Genomic DNA, 18,213 nt, shown 5'->3' on the forward strand with positions numbered 1-18,213 from the left:
ACTGAATGCCGAAGGAGGTCCCATGACCCAGAACGACGCATTCACTTTCGGCCCCGCACCGGTGCGGCCGCCCTACGATCCCGAATTGGTCCCCGGACTCGCCGCGATTCGAGCCGCCACGCCGGCGCTCAGCGACGACACCCTGGAGCTCGTGCGCGAGATCACGAAGGCGGCGGTGCCCGGACGCGACCCGATCGATCTGACCGCGGGCGGCCGAGTCCGGGTCGAAGAGCTGACCATCACGTCCGCGGAGGCCGAGCTCCCGCTCGTCGTGCTCAGTCCGGCCGAGGGGCAGGGACCGTGGCCGTTGATCTATTACGTGCACGGCGGCGGAATGGTCGCGGGCGGCCGCCACCTGGGTCTGGACGACCTCATCTCGCACGTGGCGGACGGCAGTGCGGTCGTGGTGTCGATCGAATACCGGCTCGCGCCCGAACATCCCGACCCGGCCCCGATCACGGACTGCTATGACGGCCTGCGCTGGTGCGCCGAGAACGCCCGGCAACTGCGGATCGACCCGTCGCACATCATCGTCACCGGGACCAGTGCCGGCGGTGGACTGGCCGCGGGCGTCACGCTGATGGCGCGTGACTCGGGCTTCCCGGCGGTGAGCCACCAGGTGCTCGTCTGCCCGATGCTCGACGACCGGTTCGAAACCCACAGTTCCCGCATGCTCGACGACGACGGGACCTGGGACCGCAACGGCAACCTGTACGGCTGGACCGCACTGCTCGGTGACCGGCGCGGCACCGAGGACGTCTCCTACTACGCGGCGCCCGCGCGCGCGAAGGATCTGTCCGGGCTGCCACGCACCTTCATCGACGTCGGGTCCGCGGAGGGCTTTCGCGACGAGGTCATCGTCTACGCGATGGGCCTGAGCCAGGCCGGGGTGAGCGTGGACCTGCACATGTGGGGCGGTGGTTTCCACGGCTTCGAGAACATCGCGCCGGCGGCGATCGCCCAGTCCTCGTTCTCGACCCGTACCGAGTTCTTTCGCCGCGCGCTGAAACGCTGAACGCCCACAACAATTCTCACCCGACCCGGCTGTGCCACCGGCGGATTCCGCCGGTGGCACAGCCGTGCCGTATTCAGGGGAATGTGACGGCACCCGCCAAACCCGGTGAGAACGGCGTCCATATCCCGCCGGATGGCGGGTTATCCGGTCAGCATGCAGGAAATACGCTGCGGATATGAAGGCAGTCGTATGTAGCGCTGGAAAACTCGAAGTCACCGATGTCCCGAATCCGCGACCGGGGCCGGGGCAGGTATTGATCAATGTGTCCCGTTGCGGGATATGCGGTTCGGATCTGCACGCACGCGTCCACAGTGACGAACTCGCCGATATGGCCGCAACCGTCGGCTACCACCAAATGCCGCGCCACGAGGACAAGGTCGTTTTCGGTCACGAATTCTGCGGGGAGGTCGTCGAATACGGTCGCGACACCCGGCGCCGCTGGAAGCCGGGTACCCCGGTGGTGGCGATGCCCATGTGCCGCGACGGCAAGGACGTCCAGATCATCGGGACCTCGACGCAGGTGCCGGGCGGGTACGCCGAGCAGATCGTCGTGCAGGAGTCGATGACGTTCGCGGTGCCGAACGGACTGCCGGCCGCGCACGCGGCCCTGACCGAACCGATGGCGGTCGCCTGGCATGCGGTGCGCCGCAGTCGAATCGGTAAGAAGCAGAACGCGTACGTCATCGGCTGCGGTCCGATCGGACTGGCCGTGATCGCGATGCTGAAGGCGGCGGGAGTGCGCTCCGTCGTGGCCTCCGACTACTCCCCGCGGCGCCGGGAGCTGGCCGCCCGCTGTGGCGCCGACGTGGTGGTCGATCCGCGCGAGTCCGATCCGTTCTCCTCCTCCCCGTACCCGAATCGGCTCACCAATGTCCCGGATCTGCTCAACCTCGGCTTCGACACCATGGAGAAATTGCGCCGGGTCCCGAATGTGCCGTGGTGGTATGCCTTTCGCGCGGCGCACACATTGAACATCGCACCCTCGGGCCCGATCGTCTTCGAATGTGTGGGCGTGCCGGGCATGATCGACAGACTGCTCACGAGCGTGCCCATGATGAGCCGGCTGATCGTCGTCGGCGCCTGCCTCGAGGCCGATACCTTCCACCCCGGGATGGCCATCAACAAGGAGATCGACATCCGTTTCTCCACCGGCTACGACCCGGGCGAATTCCGCGACACCCTGCACATGCTCGCCGACGGAGCGGTCGACCCGGCTCCCCTCATCACCGGGACGGTCGGGCTCTCCGGTGTGGACGCGGCCTTCACCGCCCTCGGTAACCCCGAGGAACACGCCAAGATCCTCGTCGATCCCGCGAGCGCGGCCACCCTCCCCTGACCGGGGGCCTGGCGGCAGCGTACGAACATCCGGTCCGGACGAGCGCCGACGGAGATATTCTGGCTGGTGCCCGCTGGTAGATCACGAGTATCCGATGGTCGAGAACGATCCCTGCAAGACCCAGCGTGATGTCGGTGTCGATGTCATCACGGAGCTGAGAACTGCCGGTTTCGAGGACGCGGTGGAGATCGGGCGGGGCGGGTTCGGAGCGGTGTACCGGTGTCGCCAGGTCGGTGTGGATCGCACGGTGGCGGTGAAGGTGCTGACCGAGGAATTCGACGAGAATCGCGAGCGGTTCCTGCGCGAGCAGCGAGCGATGGGTCGGTTGACCGGACACCCTAACATCGTCGGCATGCTGGAGGTCGGTGCCACCGGCAGCGGTCATCCCTACCTGGTGATGCCGTACCACTCGTTCGGCTCGCTGCAGACGCGCATTCAGCGCGACGGCCCGTTGCCGCTGCCGGAGGTCCTGCACCTCGGGGTGAAGATCGCCGGTGCGCTCGAAACGTCGCATCGCACCGGCGTTCTGCACCGCGATATCAAGCCGGGGAACATTCTGCTGACCGACTACGGTGAGCCGGCGTTGACGGATTTCGGGATCGCGCACATCACCGGCGGTTTCGAGACCACGACCGGCACGATCACCGCTTCTCCGGCTTTCACCGCACCCGAGGTGCTCAGTGGGGAGGCTCCGAGCCGGGCCTCGGATGTCTACGGGCTGGGAGCCACATTGTTCTGCGCGCTGACCGGTCACGCGGCCTTCGAGCGCCGCAGCGGTGAACAGGTGGTCGCTCAGTTTCTGCGCATCACCCAGCAACCGATTCCGGATCTGCGCGACAACGACATTCCCGAGGATGTGTGCACGCTGATCGAGGGTGCGATGGCGCGCAACCCGCTCGACCGCCCCACCGCCGCGGAGCTGGGAGACCAACTCCGGGAGCTCCAGCGCCGGTACGGTTTCCTGGTCGACCGCATGCCCCTGCTGGCCGAACCTGGAGCCGAGTCCTACTCGGTGGCGACATCGGCGGACACGGCACCGAACGGCGCCGGGAATCTGCCGCTCGAGTTGACCAGTTTCGTGGATCGCCGCATCCAGGTGACCGAGGTCAAGAACCTGCTCGCCGGTTCGCGTCTGGTGACGCTGACCGGGATCGGCGGGGTCGGTAAGTCGCGGCTCGCACTGCGTGTCGCGCACAAGGTGACCGGAGAGTTCACCGACGGCGTGTGGCTGGTCGAGCTGGGCGATATGCGGGATCCGGCATTACTGATCGACATCGTCGCCACTGCGCTCGGCCTCCGCAGCAGAGGGGGCGGACCGATGCTCGGCGTGCTGGTCGGATATCTGTCCACCCGCAACGTGCTGGTGGTGCTGGACAACTGCGAGCAGGTGATCGACGCGGTTACGGCACTGACCGAATCGCTGCTGCGGGCCTGTCCGGACGTGCGGATTCTGGCGACCAGCCGCGAGGCTCTCAATGTCAGCGGAGAATCGGTGCTCACGGTGCCCCCGTTGACGATTCCCGATCCAGCGGTCAAGTCGGCATCGAGAGTTGCTCGTGAAGACGCCGTGGCCCTGTTCGCCGAACGAGCCGCCGCGGTGGTACCCGGCTTCGAAGTCGACGACGACAACAGAGCCAGCGTGACCCGGATCTGTGCTCGCTTGGACGGACTCCCGCTGGCGATCGAACTTGCGGCGGCCCGGCTGCGCACGATGTCACTCGACCAGATTCTGACCCGGCTCGACGACCGCTACGGTCTGCTGACTCGCGGACGTCGCGGCGCCCCGATGCGGCAGCAGACTCTGGCCTGGTGCATCGGCTGGAGCTATGACCTGTGCACTCCGGACGAACAACGGTTGTGGACCCGATTGTCGGTCTTCGCAGGCGGTTTCGAGCTCGACGCCGCCGAACAGATATGCGGTGACGATCTGACGCAATCGGAGCTGCTCGACTCCTTGTCCGCACTGGTCGACAAGTCGATTCTGATCCGCGAGGAAGTCGATCGAACTGTCCGCTTCCGGATGCTCGAGACCGTCCAGGAATACGGTAGGCACCAGGCCGAGGACGCCGGCGAGTACATGGATTCCGTTCGGCGACACCAGGATTGGTGCTTCGGTCTGGCGCTGCGGGCAGAGGCGGAATGGATCGGACCGCACCAGATGCAGTGGGTTGCCAGGCTGGAGCGGGAACTGCCGAATCTCCGCAAAGCACTGGAATTCGCGCTGTCCGAGGCGAACGAGGCGGCGTTGCGGATGACCATGGCCCTCTACCCGTTCTGGATAATGCGCGGACGGCTCAGCGAGGGTCGCCGCTGGGCTGCTCGCGCACTCACCCACACGACCGGGGCGCGGACCATTGATCGGGCCAAGGCGCTCCATGCCGCCGAGGCAATGGCCACGCTGCAGGGCGATTTCGCCGACGCCACCGACAAACTGGCACAACTCAGGCACGTGGCCGAACAGACCACCGAACCCGTGGTGGGGGCTCTGCTCGCTCACTCCGCCGGAAACACCGTTCTGATGAGGGGCGACGCCGACGTGGATCACGCGCACAAGCTCGTGGCCGAAGCCGTCGAGATCTACGAAGCATTCGGTGAGCTCAGCCTGCAATTGGATGCGCTGATCTCCCTCGGATGGTCTTGCGCGCTCCTGGGTGACATGTCGCGGGCCATCCAATGCTTCGAGCGGGTGCTCGCAATCACCGAATCCGCCCACGAAACGATGCTCCGGTCCTGGGCATTGTGGGCAGCGGGGTACACCGCTTGGCGCGGGGGCGAGCCCGACCGCGCTGCGCGCTTGCTGGAGGAGGGCATTCGGCTGGCCCGGCTGGCGGCGGATCCACTCGTCGCCGCGGCCTGTATGGAGGCACTGGCCTGGGTCACGGCCGGGCAACACCCTGATCGACGCGCAGCTGTGCTGATGGGTGCCGCCGATTCGCTGGTGAGCGTTGCCGGCAGCTCCGCATTCGTGTTTCCCGTTCTGCGCGTTCACCGCGACGACTGCGTGCGCACCACCCGGGAGGCGCTCGGTGCGAGAGCATTCGAGGCGGCCCGCCAGGAAGGCGCCGCCATGACGTTCGATTCCGCTGTGGCCTTTGCGCTCGGCGAGCAATCCAGCGCCGCCGCACCCGCCCAGGGTCCCGGTGCGACCCTGACGAAACGGGAGCGCCAGGTCGCCGAGCTCGTTGCCCGAGGTTTGTCCAACAGGGCGATCGCCGCCCAGCTCGTGATCTCACAGCGCACCGCGGAAGGTCACGTCGAACATATCCTGACCAAGCTCGGCTTCACTTCGCGCTTGCAGATCGCGACATGGGCGGCCGAGCAGCCCGAATCCTGAATCCGCTCACTCGGTTACCACCCGACAGGTTGCGGATCGAGGAACAATCGCTCATTCGGCAGGCGCGTTTCCGGCAGCGATTCCTCGAGCTCCTGCATGATCAATTCGATTGCACACCAGCACTTTCGGCGACAATCATGAATCAGATTCCGCGCGGCGGCCAAGGTTGCCCGGTAGTCGAACACCGTTCCGCCCAACCAGATCCGCACGTGCACATCGCCCTGGGCCGACAACCGGGCTTCCTCCGCACGGGTCAGCATCGAAGATCACCAGCCCTGATGCGGCCATCAACGCGCCACGCCGATGTCAACGCGTCCGACAATCGCTGCTTGAACCACCGCTGCTCCGAATTGTCGGATCGCCGGGTCCGCAGCCCTTCCTCGAGCAGCGTCATGAACCGCCGCCGGTCGACACCGAATGCCACCAACAGCTCGCCCGCGCTCGCACCACCGAACGGCGCCCACCGGATCGCGAATTCGATCACCGACCTCGCGTCCGGTTCGATCGATCTGCCGGACGTGAGAAACGCCAGCTGACTCAGCGCCGACCGAACCCAGAACGCGTCGCGACCTCGCTGCTGATTCCGTCCATCCATGATGTTCCCGAGCGGTAGTGGCTGACCTGTCCCCCACCACCTTCTTCGGGAAGCGCCGCTCGGACGACGGGATATCTACCTACCCCCATACCTGTTTTCTGCACGATCGGGCCCAGACGAGGCTATTCCTCGGATATCGCAGCCGAGGTCGCGAACGGGATGCCGGCCTGCAGCGACGTCCCCTCGCCCGGATGGCTGGTCAGCTCCATCCGGCCGCCGAGGGCTTCGATGCGATCTCGCAGACCGACCAGCCCGGAGCCCTTGGCCGGGTCGGCGCCGCCGATTCCGTCGTCTCGGATCGAAAGCTGGAGCTGGTGACCGACGGTGGTGATGCGCACGGTCACTTCGGTGGCCTGAGCGTGTTTGGCGGTGTTCGTCAGCGCCTCTGCCGCGATGTAATAGGCGGCTGTTTCGGTGGATTCGGGCATGGGCGTGCCGAGGTTCAGGTCGAGGTTCACCGGAACGGTGCAGCGGCGGGCGAGCGCCTTCAGCGCCGGGCCGAGTCCGCCCTTCGACAGGATCGCCGGATGGATCCCGCGGCAGATCTCGCGGAGTTCGTCCGAGACGCCGACCAGGCCCTGCACGACGTCGGAAAGTTGCGCTTCGAGCGTGGTCAGCTCGGGTGGCACCGATGCCTCGGCGGTGCGGAGCGCGAGTCCCAGCGAGACGAGGCGTTGTTGCGCGCCGTCGTGCAGATCACGTTCGATCCGGCGCCGTGCCTCGTCGGCGGCCGCGACGATGCGGGCGCGGGATGCGGTGAGTTCGGCCCGGGCCTCGGTATTCGCGATCGCGGTCGCGACGAGGTCCGCGAATTCGGCGAGGCGCTCCTCGGTGTCGGCCGGCAGGGGCCCGCGGCGCGACGATCCGGCGACGATCGAGCCCCAGAGGTGGCCGTCGACGACGATCGGCGCCCCGACGCCCGAGCGCAGACCCAGCTCACGGATGCGCGCGGCGGCGGAACCAGTCGCCTGGTCGTGGCTGTCCATCCGGGCGGTGCCGCCGGTGCGCAGCACCATCGCCGCGATGTTCTCGCCCTCGAGTGTGAACCGCTCGCCGACCGGCATCCTGGGCAGTCCGGGTTCGTCGCGTGCCGCGACGAACCTGCCCGAGCCATCGGGTGCGTAGCGGAACAGGGAGGCGTTGACCACGCCCAGACACCTGGCCGACTCGTACGCCACCGCGGAGAACACCTCCGACGATGTCGCACCGCGCGCGACCAGGGTGGCGACCCGCCGCAACGCGGCTTGCTGCTGGGCGACGAGGTCGGCGGCACGGCGACGGCGATTCGCCTCCGAGGCATGCGATCGGGCCACTGCCGCAAGGGTATTGGCCAGCAGCGCCACGCAGAGAAAGACCGCGATGGTGACGCCGTTCTGGACTGCGGTCGGGCTGGATTGCCCCGGCCAGTTCTGGAAATAGCCGAAGGCGATGGCGCTGGCGACCGATGTCGTCACCGCCAGGCCGAGTCCCCACACCGTCGACACCACCAGAACACCCAGCAGATAGACGACACCGAAGGCATTGCCGGGAGCGATCTGCCCGAGCCAGAGGACGAGAACCGACTCCGCCGCAATGAAGAACGCGGCCACCGCGACGCCCAACGGCAGGAGCGGGGTCGTCGGGCGCATCGACCACGACAGCACATGCGCACGCATCGAGAAGAGCGGCTTATCGGGTTGGTGGCGCGCGGATTCTGCACCTGGCGTGGAAGTTGGCCAGCCGTGCACCTCAGACCGTTTCCACATCATCACCCAGCGTTCACGTCAAGCCGACGGGCTCGGACAAGGTCCTCGAATTGGATCTCGATCGTCACCTTGCAGCCTACGCACCGCCCGGCACCTGTTCGGCGATGGACATCGGAGTGGCGGGTCAGCGGCTCGCGACGCGGTCCGGGACGGCACGCACGGCCGTCACGGCGTCCGCGCATTCACGAAGATGCGCCGCGCCCACTCGGCGTGCGCCAGCAGGTCGTCGTCGCGCCCAGACGGCAGCGACAGCAGCAGCCCACACGCGGGCCCGCCTGCCGAAGTCCCGACAGGCAGCGTAATTCCGCAGGTGCCCAGGTAGCTGAGGACCATCGTGGTGCGCAGAGTGGCGGCATTCGCGCTGTCGTAGCCGGCCGGGTCGCGGAGATCGGCCAGGCGTGGCGGTGGGTGACGCACGGTGGGGCACAGCAGTGCCGCTCCGTCGAGTTCAGCGGCGAATTCCGCGCGCAGGGCGCGCATCCTGGCGTACACCGGGGCGATGGAATCCGCTGTGTGCGAGTTGCTTTCGAGCCTTCGCCGGGTGGCGGGCTCGATCGGCAGGCCGGAGCCGAGACGGTGACGGTGCAGACGGTATGCCTCCGCGCCCACGATGGTGCCGCCACCGTCCATCAATTCCTGTGCAGCACTCAGCGATGCCATGTCGCGCCTGCGAATATCAGCTCCGGCGCGGCGGATTTCGGCAAGTGCGGCCTCGAAATCGGCGGCGATCCCAGGCGTGACGTCTTCTGTCCACTCGCCGCCGGGAACGACGAATCGACGAAGCGGCGTGTGCTCGCCGTGTCGAATGGGCGCGAAAATCCGGTCGAGAGCGATGATGTCGTTCACGCTGGTGGCGAGGATGCCGGTGCTGTCGAGTGTGCTGGACAGGGGCGCGAAGTCGTTCGCACCGTAGCGTCCCGGGCTGGCGCGATACCCGACGATTCCGCAGTAGGCGGCGGGCACCCGTACCGATCCCGAGGTGTCGGTGCCGACCGCCAGCGGGACGATGCCGCGCGCGACCGCCACCGCGGATCCGGATGAGGAGCCGCCGGGGACCAGCTCCGGGTCGACGGGATTGGCCGGGGTGCCGAAGTGGAGGTTGATCCCGAGACCGGAGAAGGCGAACTCGCTGAGGTTGGTCTTGCCGATGGTGACCAGCCCGCTGTCATGGGCGCGCCGGACGAGGCGGCTGTCCACCGCGGCGGGTTCGTCGTGCAGGTGGCCGGCCGAGCCGCTGGTCGTGACCGTGCCCTGGATATCGAAGACGTCCTTCCACGCGATCGGGACTCCGTCGAGCGGACCGCGCCGGGTACCGCGCAGGCGGCGGCGATCGGCAGCCGCGGCCTGGTATCCGGCGCGCTCGGCGATGACGGTGATGAGTACCGCGGTCGAATCCGATTGCTGGGCCCGGTCGACGGCGACGGCGGCCAGGTGGGCCGCGGTCGTGCCGCCCGCTGCGAGTGCCTGAGCCATGGCGGTGGCGGTGGTCATGGACAGGACGCTACCCAGCAGTATTTCCGCTTCGGTATGTAGGAAGATCCACCGAATTCCAATGATGCTGTGTGATCATCCATTTCAACAGCGCCCGGTCGTTCGGTTGACTGACCTCCATGACAGTGTTGAGCCATCTGGAGCCGATTACCGTGCCGGCGAGGCGAGCCCGAGCGGTGACCCTGAGCGCCGGTGAGCGGTTGCGGATCACCGACGTCGATGGCGGCCAGGTGGGTGATGTGTTCGCCTACAACGCCCACGACCTCACCGAGCACCACAGCGCCTCTCACACGCGCACCCACACCGCGCGACTGTTTCCCGCGCTCGGCGAGTCATTCGTGACCAACCGGCGGCGACCGATCCTCACGTATGCCGACGACACCTCGCCGGGTGTGCACGACATGCTGATCGCCGCCTGCGACCCGGAACGCTATGCGGCGTACGGGGATCCGGGACACGCAAACTGCGCCGACAATCTGCGCCACCTGTTGACCGAGCTGGGATACGGTGCGCCGCCGTTCATTCCGCAACCGATCAATGTGTTCATGCGCATTCCGGTAGCCGCGGACGAGAGCCTGACCTGGCTCGAGGCCGCCACCGCGCCCGGGGACGCCATCACCTTCCGCGCCGAAATGGACTGCCTGGTGGTGGTTTCCGCCTGTCCGCAAGACCACAACCCCATCAATGGGGCGCGGCCCACGCCACTGGCCCTGACCGTCCTTCCCCCGACCAGCGAGGAGAACCACCGATGACCACCACCGAACTCGCCCACCCCGCACTCGAACCGTTCGGGCTGGACACCCTGAAACTACGCAACCGATTCGCCGTGGCGCCGATGACCCGGGTCTCGGCCACCTCCGACGGCACTCCCACCGAGCAGATGGCCGCGTATTACCGCGAATACGCGCTGGGCGGATTCGGCCTGATCATCACCGAGGGCATCTATCCGGACGCCGCCCACAGCCAGGGTTACTTCAATCAGCCCGGCCTGGTCACCGAACAGCACGTCGCGGGCTGGCGCGCGGTGGTCGACGCCGTGCACGCGGCCGGGACTCCGATCGTCGCGCAGCTGATGCACGCCGGAGCCATTTCCCAGGGCAATGCGCACGGTTTCGAGACCATCGGGCCGTCCGCGGTAGCGCCGCGCGGGCAGATGATGGTCGATTACGGCGGGGTCGGCGGAGCGTGGAACGCGCCCCGGGAGATGACCGCGCACGACATCGACGATGTCGTGGCCGGTTTCGTCGCGGCGGCGGAGAATGCCCGTGCGGCTGGTTTCGACGGCGTCGAGATCCATGGGGCCAACGGCTATCTGCTCGATCAGTTCCTGACCGACTACACCAACCGGCGCACCGACGAATACGGCGGGCCGATGCGGAATCGCATCCGGCTCACCGCGCGGGTGCTGGGTGCGATTCGTGATGCCCTCGGCGACTTCCCGATCGGAGTCCGGCTGTCGCAGACCAAGGTCAACGACTTCACCTACCGCTGGCCGGAGGGTGAGGCCGACGCGCGCACCATCTTCGCGGCCTTGACCGAGGCGACGTACCTGCACATCGCCAGCGAGGGCCGGGACTTCCTCGAGACCGCGAAACTTCCCGGCGGCACGACCGTCACCCAGCTGGCTCGGGAGGTGTCCGGCCGCCCGGTCATCGCCAACGGGGGCATGCACAACCTGCCCCAGGCCGCCGAAGTGCTGACCGGCGGACACGCCGACATCCTGTCGCTGGGTACGGGCGCACTGGCCAATCCGGACCTGCCGCGCCGGGTCGAGACCGGCGCTGCACTCTCCTCGTTCGACCATGAGATGCTGCACCCCATGGCAACCCTGGACTGTGCCGCGGCCTGGCGCGAGCGCACCGGCGAATGAGCGCTCGGACCTGGACCCGCGGCGGGGCCGCGGTGGCGACGCTGACCTTCGACGTGGACGCCGAGACGCCGATCCTCGCCGAGGGCCGGCACTACGCCGAGCACCCCATGGTGATGTCACACCAGGCCTACGGACCGGATGTGGGGGTGCCGCGCATTCTCGACCTGCTCGACGAGATGGGTGTTCCCGCAACGTTCTTCGTACCCGGTTGGGTCGCCGAGCAACGCCCGGGACTGGCCGCGTCGATCGTCGAGCGCGGGCACGAGGTCGCGCACCATTCCTACAGCCACCGGCCGCCCACCTCGCTGCCCGCCGGCGCCGAGCGCGCCGATTTCGAACGCGCCCTGAAGGTATTCATGTCCCAGGGCATCGAGATCGCCGGGCATCGCGCCGCGATGTGGAGCGCCAGTCGCGAAACCCTTTCCCTGATAGCAGAATACGGCCTGGCCTACGACTCCTCGCTGATGGGCGATGACCGGCCGTACCAGGTGGACACCCCACAGGGGTCGGTCATCGAACTGCCCGTGCACTGGTCGTTGGACGACTGGGAGCAGTACGCGTACCTGCCCGCACCGCGCATCGGCTCGGTCATCGAGTCCCCGGTCAAGGTCGAGCAGATGTGGCGGGCCGAGCTCGACGGCATGCGTCACTACGGCTGCCTGTTCAACGTGTGCATGCATCCGTTCCTGACCGGTCGTCCGGGCCGAATGCTGGCCCTGCGCAACCTGATCGCCTACGCCCAGGAATGCGGAGACGTCACCTTCGCCCGCTGCCGCGACGTAGCGACCTGGGCACGGGAGGACGCCCACACCCCGGCCCGTCCCCTGCCTGCCTACGACGTGGACGAAGCCGTCTACCCGCGGTAGCACACGCTCACGGGCCCGGCGGTTCGGCCACCAGGGCCAGGTACAGGTCGATGGTGTCCTCGAGGCGATTGACATTGCGGCCGGTCAGCTCGGTGATGCGGGCCATGCGATTGCGCAGGGTGTTGACGTGGACGTGCAGGGCAGCGGCCGTGACCGCCCACTGGCCGTCGTGCGCGAGGAAGGTGCGCAGGGTGTGCTCGAGATCGGTGTGGGTGCGGGCGTCGTGGTCACGGATGACGCCCAGCACCTGCTCCGAGAACCGTTGCCGCACCTGGTCGTCGAGCAGGCCGAGCAGCATCCGGAAGGTCGCGATATCGGCGAAGACAGCGGTGTCCGGGCCATGCTGCACTCGCAGGATCTGGCAGACCTCGCGGGCGCGCACCAGCGATTCCCGCAGACCACCGGCCGTGGCGATATCTCCCACGCCGATCACGACTCGGTCGGCGGAGACCCGTCTGCCGACCTCCGCGGCCAGGTCGCGGGCGAAGCGCGCCAACTCGTCCGCCGAGCGCTCCCACAGGCAGATGGACACCACATCCCGGCTGCCCGCCGCGGTGAAGACGGGTATGCCGTGGGTGGCGAAGAACGCGCCGATCGCGTGCGCGATATCGCCGGGCAGGGCATCGGCGTCGGAGGCGGCGACCGGTGCGGACACGAGCACTCCCAGCGGCCGGTCCGGCGGCACGCCATAGGCGCGCAGGCGGCGAATCACCTCACCGCTAGTTCGGGGCCCGGAGAGGATCATCTCCAATAGCTCGGTGGCGAAACGCGCCTCGATGGCGTGTACGGCCTGCTGTTTGGTGACCTCCAAGCTCAGGAAGCGCGCCGCCTGGGCCAGCGCGTCCCGATCGGCAGCGGTGAGAGCCGCCGCCGGTTCCAGGCAGTAGAGCCCGGCGTCGATCTCCCCCATCGCACCCTCCACGAGATACAACACCGCCGGTCCGGGCCCGAGCAGATCGACCTCGATCGGCGGCGGGGTGCGATTGAGCGCGGCCGCGGCCATCCGCACCTGCTCATCGGTGGGCTCACAGCCGATACTGGCCAGACGGCGACCTTTGCGGTCTACCACGAGCAGCGGCAATTCCGTTTCGCCACGCAGGATTTCGAGTACGCCCGCCGCACCGCTGCCGCGCGAGAGAGCGGTGGCGAGGGCGTCGCCACGATGGACAGTGGCAGTCAGTTCCGCCTGCAGCACCTCGTTCTGGATCCGGGCGGCCGCTCGGGTGAGCGCGGCGAACGGCACCCCGGCACACAGCTCGATGAGCGGCAATCCGTGCGAAAGGCACAGCGCGGCAAGCTCTTCGGGCAGCGACGGGGTTTGCGCCGTGAGCCCGAACACCAACCCGGCCGCACCTGCCCGCGCGACGGCCGCCACGAACCGGTCCGCCGAAACATGTGACAGCCACAGGCCATTGGTGAGCACGAGTTCGCCGGACCGGACATAGGGCGACGGGTCGGTGAGCTCCGTCGTGTGCAGCCAGTGGATCTCCGTCCCCACGGATTCGGTGAGTTCCGCCGTCACGACTCGCAGCCCCAGGGCAGGGTCCGCGACGAGTCGGCCAATAGTCAACACCTGGTGGAATGTACACGGAGAGCCGGTAATTGGTGGATGAACATCCATCCCTCCGCTGGCATTGACGGTGCTGTTATGAGGTACCTCACTACGAAGGAACTCCGCTATGTCTTCTCCGCAACCTCCCGGCACCGCTGAGATCACGTCCCCCACCGGTACCGGCGTCCGCTTCGACGAGCACGGCATCCTGCCCATTCCCGACCAGCAGCGCGACTGCTCATCCTGGGAACTGTTCTGGATCTGGTGCGGCGCGAATGTCGCTCCCATCAACTGGGTGCTCGGTGCGCTCGGCATCACCCTCGGGCTCAGCCTGTTCGAGACCCTGATCGTCGTTGTGGTCGGAAATCTCTTCGGCTGCGCGATATTCGGCCTGTTCAATGTGATCGGTCACCGCACTGCCGTCAATCAGATGGTGCTGGGGCGCTCGGCCTTCGGTATCAGCGGCGCGGCGCTGCCGGCCATCGTGCAGGGTCTGCTGACCATGGCCTGGGTCGGCGTGAACAGCTGGGTGGTGCTCGACCTGGTACTGGCCGTACTCGAGCAGATAGGCATCCGAGGTGGTCTGGGGCTGAAAATCGCTGTGGCGGCGGTCATCATGGCCGTGCAGCTCGCCCTCGCGCTGTACGGCTTCTACGCCATCCGCGCCTTCGAGAAGTACACGGTACCGCTCACTGTCGCGGTCATGGTGGTGATGACGGTGGTGGCGCTCGCCCGAACCCACCTCGACTGGTCACCTGCCAAGGCCGACTCCCCCGCCGAAAAGCTCACCGCCATCACCCAGCTCGTCACCGCCATCGGCGTCGGCTGGGGCTTGACCTGGATCCCCTACGCCGCCGACTACAGCCGCTTCGCCCGCCCGGAGCTGCCCGCGCGGACCGTCTTCTGGGCTTCGGCCTCCGGCATGTACATTCCGACGGTCTGGCTCGCTGCCCTCGGCGCCTGTCTCGCCAGCGCCGGCGGCAGCGCCGATCCGTCCACCTTGGTCGTCGGCACCTTCGGTGCCCTCGCGATCCCCGTACTCCTGCTGATCATGCACGGCCCGGTCGCCACCAATATCCTCAACCTCTACTCGTGCTCGCTGGCCGCCCTGACCCTCGGCATCCGCACCGCCCGGTGGAAGATCACCCTCTTCGCCGGTGCGATCGCCGCTGTCGTTCTGGCGATCTTCATCAACTCATCGAGCTTCGCCCACGCCTTCGACAATTGGATGGTTTCCATACTCATGTGGATCAGTCCCTGGATGTCCATCCTGCTCGTCGATTATTTCCTGATCCACCGCCGCACCCCGTCGATCCCCGACCTGTACCGCGATGCCACGACCTCGGCCTACGGCAAGGTCAACATCCCCGGCCTGGTAAGTGTCGTGGCCGGCTTGCTCGCCAGTTGGAGTTGGCAATACGGTCTGGTCCCCGCGATGCAAGGCCCACTTGCCAAGGCCCTGGCCAATACCGACTTCTCCTGGCTATCGGGCAGTCTTGTCGCCGGTGGGCTCTACGCCTTCCTCACCGCCGCCCGTCGGCGGCGCCGCCCGACGGCCTCGTGCCGGGAGCGCGGGCGAGCGTGAACGTGCCGGCGCCGGTGACGGTCACCAGCTCACACGCTCTCCGGAGACGGCCCGGCGATCGGCATGGCCCAGGCCATGATCTTGTCGATCTCGTCCAGGTCGGAATCGTCGAGCACGATGTCCGCGGCGCGGAGGCTGTCCTGGATATGGCCGGCCTGCCGGGCGCCGACGATCGCGACGTGCACGGCGGGATTGGCCAATGTCCAGGCGATCGCCAGTTGACCGACCGTGATGTTGTGGTCGGCGGCGAATGTCTCCAGTTCCCACAGGGCTGTCAGATTCTGCTGGTAGACGTCGCCGGTGAAGTCGGGGCTCGTGCTGCGCCAGTCGTCATCGGCGAACGTCGTATCTCGATGCAGCGTTCCGGTCAGCAAGCCATGTGCCAGCGGCCCGTACACCAGCACGCCGATGTTCTGAACCCGGCAGTACGGCAGCAGGTCGTCCTCGATGTCCCGCCGGAACAGGTGGTATGGCGGTTGCACCGTCTCCACCGGCAGCACGGCGGAGAATTCCGCGATCTGCGCCGGGCTGTAGTTCGAGACCCCGACGTGGCGGATCTTGCCCGCGGCGACGAGGTCGGCCAGCGCGCCCGCGGTCTCGGCGGCCGGCACGGCCGCATCCGGCCAGTGCACCTGATAGAGGTCGATGTGGTCGACGCCGAGCGCGGCCAGGCTGGCATCCACTCCCCTGCGCAGCCAGTCGGGGCTCGCATCGCGGACCAGGCCGGTATCGGTCCTGCGTAACCCGCCCTTCGTGGCGATCACGAGTTCGTCACGGGCGCTGGCGAGTTCGGGGCGCAGAGCCCGGCCCAGGATCCGTTCGGACGCACCGAAGCCGTATGCCTGCGCGGTGTCGAAGAAGTTGACGCCGAGATCACGGGCGCGCCGGATCGCCGTGATCGCGGCGTCCTCGTCGAACCGCCCCCAATCGCCGCCGAGTTGCCAAGTGCCGAAGGCAATTCGGGAAACGTGCAGTCCGCTTCTTCCCAAAATTGTTGTCTTCATGTCGCTCTCCGAATCTCTGTAGGGGTCTTGCTGCCTACTGTCGCGCTTCGGAAGGCGCCTGTCGCCACGGCCAGCGCCCATCGACGATTCCTGCCAGCAGCAATCCCGGCCTTCCCGGCAGCTGCACCTGCCCTGCGTTTGCGCAGGACGGCGGCCCTGCGTCGGCGCAGCCCGGCGGCCCTGCGTTTGCGCAGCACGGCGGCCCTGCGTTTGCGCAGCACGGCGGCCCTGCTGCGGGGCGCGGGAGCGGCCCGGGTCAGCGCGACTCGAGGAAGGTGATCACCGCCAGCACCCGGCGATGATCGTCGTGGGTCTCGGCCAGATTCAGCTTGGTCAGGATGCTGCGCACGTGCTTCTCGACGGTGCCTTCGGTGACCCACAACTGCCGGGCGATGCCGGCGTTGGAACGCCCCTGCGCCATCAGGGCCAGCACCTCGTGCTCGCGTGCGCTGAGCGCTGCGAGCGGATCGTTGCGCCGGCGGGCGGACACCAACTCCGTCACCAGCGCCGGATCGACGACCGCCGCGCCCTTGGCGATTCGCTGGAGCGTGTCGATGAAATCCTCCACGTCGGTGACCCGGCTCTTGAGGAGGTAGCCGATCCCCCGGCCGCTGGCCAGCAACTCCATCGCGTGCTCGACATCCGAGTGGGCCGACAGCACGAGAATGCCGGTTTCCGGGAATTCGTCGCGGATCGCACGGGCCGCGTCGAGCCCCTCGGTGGTGTGGGTCGGCGGCATTCGAATGTCGACCACCACCAGTTCGGGCCGCGTGTCCCGGACCAGCTCCAGCAAGCGCGAGGCGTCTCCGGCCTGGGCCACGACGTCGAAACCCGAACGCGTGAGCAGGCTCGCCAACCCCTCCCGGAGCAGCACATCGTCATCGGCCAGCAGCACCCGCAACGGAGTCGTCACTGAACTCTCGCCTTCCTTGCGCCGGACATGGATGGCCGATAGAGGTCGAGCATAACCGGGCCGATTGCAGGTAGCCGCCATACCCACTGTGGTGCTGGCCGGGAGCACCGATGGATGTCAGCAGCGACGACACCGGCTCGGGTGACAGCGATTCTGGAAGTCCCAGAAGGCAAACCGAGGAGTCGCGACATGGTCACATTCGAAGAGGCCGCCGCTGTCCGCCCAGCTGAACCGCACCGGGCGGCCGCCTCCCGCCGGACGGCGGCGAAGTACGCCGTCGAGCTGATCGGGACATTCTTCCTGGTGTTCACGGTCGGGACGGCCGTCCGCAGTGTCGGCTCGTTCGCACCACTGGCGATCGGCGCGGTGCTGATGGTGATGATCTACGCCGGTGGGCACATCTCCGGGGGGCATTACAACCCGGCGGTCACCCTGGCGGTGCTGCTGCGACATCGGATCGCGCTGCGCGATGCCGTCCGGTACTGGATCGCGCAGCTGGTTGCCGGACTACTGGCCGCGGTGGTGGCGCGTGCGGTCGTGGATCCCGCACAGCCCGCAGCCCCGCCGCATCCGGCCCTCACCTTTCACACAATCGCGGCCGCGTTCGTGGTCGAGCTGTTGTTCACCTTCGCGCTCTGCTACGTGATGCTCAACGTCGCCACGAGCAGGAGCCATCCGGACAACTCGTTCTACGGGCTGGCGATCGGATTCACCGTCGTGGCAGGCGGATTCGCGGTCGGCGCGATCTCCGGCGGAGTGTTCAACCCGGCGGTCACGATCGGCGCGGCGGTGATGGGGATGTTCGCCTGGCCGACGCTGTGGGTGTACCTCGCGGCTCAGCTGATTGCCGGCGCCGCCGCGGGCGCCGTCTTCCTCGCACTCGATCCCGACGATCGATGATCCGCCG

The 18,213-nt window shown here is 67.5% G+C and carries 15 protein-coding genes; 8 read left to right on the forward strand and 7 right to left on the reverse strand.

The genetic code is table 11. From position 1 onward, the window contains the following. Positions 1–22: 22 nt before the first annotated feature. The 3 genes from ABZV44_RS13970 (at position 23) to ABZV44_RS13980 (ending at position 5,685) form a co-directional block, all read left to right on the forward strand. Entirely contained in the window at positions 23–1,015 is a 993-nt protein-coding gene (locus tag ABZV44_RS13970) for an alpha/beta hydrolase (protein ID WP_354835806.1), read from the forward strand. Between the two features lie 175 nt (positions 1,016–1,190). Continuing rightward, on the forward strand, positions 1,191–2,351 hold the full coding sequence (locus tag ABZV44_RS13975) for a zinc-binding dehydrogenase (RefSeq protein WP_354835808.1): 1,161 nt from the start codon (positions 1,191–1,193) through the stop codon (positions 2,349–2,351). A gap of 94 nt (positions 2,352–2,445) precedes the next feature. Beyond that, positions 2,446–5,685: a protein kinase gene (locus ABZV44_RS13980; RefSeq protein WP_354835810.1), complete on the forward strand. Its 3,240-nt coding sequence runs from the start codon at positions 2,446–2,448 to the stop codon at positions 5,683–5,685. 14 nt (positions 5,686–5,699) lie between these two features. On the opposite strand, the gene ABZV44_RS13985 is transcribed toward ABZV44_RS13980, so the two are convergent. From ABZV44_RS13985 to ABZV44_RS14000, 4 genes are all read right to left on the reverse strand, one after another. Further along, positions 5,700–5,945, reverse strand: a complete 246-nt coding sequence (locus tag ABZV44_RS13985; RefSeq protein WP_354835812.1) for a hypothetical protein — start codon at positions 5,943–5,945, stop codon at positions 5,700–5,702. After that, complete coding sequence (locus ABZV44_RS13990) at positions 5,939–6,169, reverse strand: hypothetical protein (protein ID WP_354835814.1); 231 nt, start codon at positions 6,167–6,169, stop codon at positions 5,939–5,941. Before ABZV44_RS13990 ends, ABZV44_RS13985 begins: the two co-directional genes overlap by 7 nt. 233 nt (positions 6,170–6,402) lie before the next feature. Next, on the reverse strand, positions 6,403–7,935 hold the full coding sequence (locus tag ABZV44_RS13995) for a GAF domain-containing protein (RefSeq protein ID WP_354835816.1): 1,533 nt from the start codon (positions 7,933–7,935) through the stop codon (positions 6,403–6,405). A 255-nt stretch (positions 7,936–8,190) separates the two neighbouring features. Further along, on the reverse strand, positions 8,191–9,516 hold the full coding sequence (locus ABZV44_RS14000) for an amidase family protein (protein WP_354835818.1): 1,326 nt from the start codon (positions 9,514–9,516) through the stop codon (positions 8,191–8,193). A 119-nt stretch (positions 9,517–9,635) separates the two neighbouring features. On the opposite strand from ABZV44_RS14000, the gene ABZV44_RS14005 reads away from it, so the two are divergent. Genes ABZV44_RS14005 through ABZV44_RS14015 form a run of 3 tightly spaced genes read left to right on the forward strand, consistent with a single transcriptional unit; the run spans position 9,636 to position 12,252 of the window. Beyond that, positions 9,636–10,268: an urea carboxylase-associated family protein gene (locus tag ABZV44_RS14005; RefSeq protein WP_354835820.1), complete on the forward strand. Its 633-nt coding sequence runs from the start codon at positions 9,636–9,638 to the stop codon at positions 10,266–10,268. Further along, positions 10,265–11,386 (forward strand): NADH:flavin oxidoreductase, encoded by a 1,122-nt coding sequence (locus tag ABZV44_RS14010; protein WP_354835822.1) that lies wholly within the window; start codon positions 10,265–10,267, stop codon positions 11,384–11,386. Before ABZV44_RS14005 ends, ABZV44_RS14010 begins: the two co-directional genes overlap by 4 nt. After that, positions 11,383–12,252, forward strand: coding sequence for a polysaccharide deacetylase (locus tag ABZV44_RS14015; RefSeq protein ID WP_354835824.1), 870 nt, complete (start codon positions 11,383–11,385; stop codon positions 12,250–12,252). The genes ABZV44_RS14010 and ABZV44_RS14015 overlap by 4 nt, the downstream gene beginning before the upstream one ends. A 7-nt stretch (positions 12,253–12,259) precedes the next feature. On the opposite strand, the gene ABZV44_RS14020 is transcribed toward ABZV44_RS14015, so the two are convergent. Then, complete coding sequence (locus tag ABZV44_RS14020; RefSeq protein ID WP_354835826.1) at positions 12,260–13,825, reverse strand: PucR family transcriptional regulator ligand-binding domain-containing protein; 1,566 nt, start codon at positions 13,823–13,825, stop codon at positions 12,260–12,262. Between the two features lie 106 nt (positions 13,826–13,931). Between ABZV44_RS14020 and ABZV44_RS14025 the strand changes: the two genes are divergently transcribed. After that, positions 13,932–15,389, forward strand: coding sequence for a cytosine permease (locus ABZV44_RS14025; RefSeq protein WP_354835828.1), 1,458 nt, complete (start codon positions 13,932–13,934; stop codon positions 15,387–15,389). 29 nt (positions 15,390–15,418) lie between these two features. On the opposite strand, the gene ABZV44_RS14030 is transcribed toward ABZV44_RS14025, so the two are convergent. Continuing rightward, positions 15,419–16,393: an aldo/keto reductase gene (locus ABZV44_RS14030; protein WP_354835830.1), complete on the reverse strand. Its 975-nt coding sequence runs from the start codon at positions 16,391–16,393 to the stop codon at positions 15,419–15,421. 256 nt (positions 16,394–16,649) lie between these two features. Further along, positions 16,650–17,306, reverse strand: coding sequence for a response regulator transcription factor (locus ABZV44_RS14035; protein ID WP_354835832.1), 657 nt, complete (start codon positions 17,304–17,306; stop codon positions 16,650–16,652). A 189-nt stretch (positions 17,307–17,495) separates the two neighbouring features. Between ABZV44_RS14035 and ABZV44_RS14040 the strand changes: the two genes are divergently transcribed. Further along, positions 17,496–18,206: an aquaporin gene (locus tag ABZV44_RS14040; protein ID WP_354835834.1), complete on the forward strand. Its 711-nt coding sequence runs from the start codon at positions 17,496–17,498 to the stop codon at positions 18,204–18,206. Positions 18,207–18,213 lie beyond the last annotated feature (7 nt).

This window comes from Nocardia sp. NPDC004860, from assembly GCF_040609015.1.
Classification (GTDB): domain Bacteria; phylum Actinomycetota; class Actinomycetes; order Mycobacteriales; family Mycobacteriaceae; genus Nocardia.

What these genes read in the sequence shown, in the direction of transcription:
- ABZV44_RS13975 (WP_354835808.1), top strand. Translation starts at nt 1,191, where the DNA reads ATGAAGGCAGTCGTATGTAGCGCTGGAAAACTCGAAGTCACCGATGTC.
- ABZV44_RS14040 (WP_354835834.1), top strand. Translation starts at nt 17,496, where the DNA reads ATGGTCACATTCGAAGAGGCCGCCGCTGTCCGCCCAGCTGAACCGCAC.
- ABZV44_RS14000 (WP_354835818.1), bottom strand. Translation starts at nt 9,516, where the DNA reads ATGACCACCGCCACCGCCATGGCTCAGGCACTCGCAGCGGGCGGCACG.
- ABZV44_RS13980 (WP_354835810.1), top strand. Translation starts at nt 2,446, where the DNA reads ATGGTCGAGAACGATCCCTGCAAGACCCAGCGTGATGTCGGTGTCGAT.
- ABZV44_RS14015 (WP_354835824.1), top strand. Translation starts at nt 11,383, where the DNA reads ATGAGCGCTCGGACCTGGACCCGCGGCGGGGCCGCGGTGGCGACGCTG.
- ABZV44_RS14005 (WP_354835820.1), top strand. Translation starts at nt 9,636, where the DNA reads ATGACAGTGTTGAGCCATCTGGAGCCGATTACCGTGCCGGCGAGGCGA.
- ABZV44_RS13995 (WP_354835816.1), bottom strand. Translation starts at nt 7,935, where the DNA reads ATGCGTGCGCATGTGCTGTCGTGGTCGATGCGCCCGACGACCCCGCTC.
- ABZV44_RS13970 (WP_354835806.1), top strand. Translation starts at nt 23, where the DNA reads ATGACCCAGAACGACGCATTCACTTTCGGCCCCGCACCGGTGCGGCCG.
- ABZV44_RS14010 (WP_354835822.1), top strand. Translation starts at nt 10,265, where the DNA reads ATGACCACCACCGAACTCGCCCACCCCGCACTCGAACCGTTCGGGCTG.
- ABZV44_RS14025 (WP_354835828.1), top strand. Translation starts at nt 13,932, where the DNA reads ATGTCTTCTCCGCAACCTCCCGGCACCGCTGAGATCACGTCCCCCACC.
- ABZV44_RS14030 (WP_354835830.1), bottom strand. Translation starts at nt 16,393, where the DNA reads ATGAAGACAACAATTTTGGGAAGAAGCGGACTGCACGTTTCCCGAATT.
- ABZV44_RS13985 (WP_354835812.1), bottom strand. Translation starts at nt 5,945, where the DNA reads ATGCTGACCCGTGCGGAGGAAGCCCGGTTGTCGGCCCAGGGCGATGTG.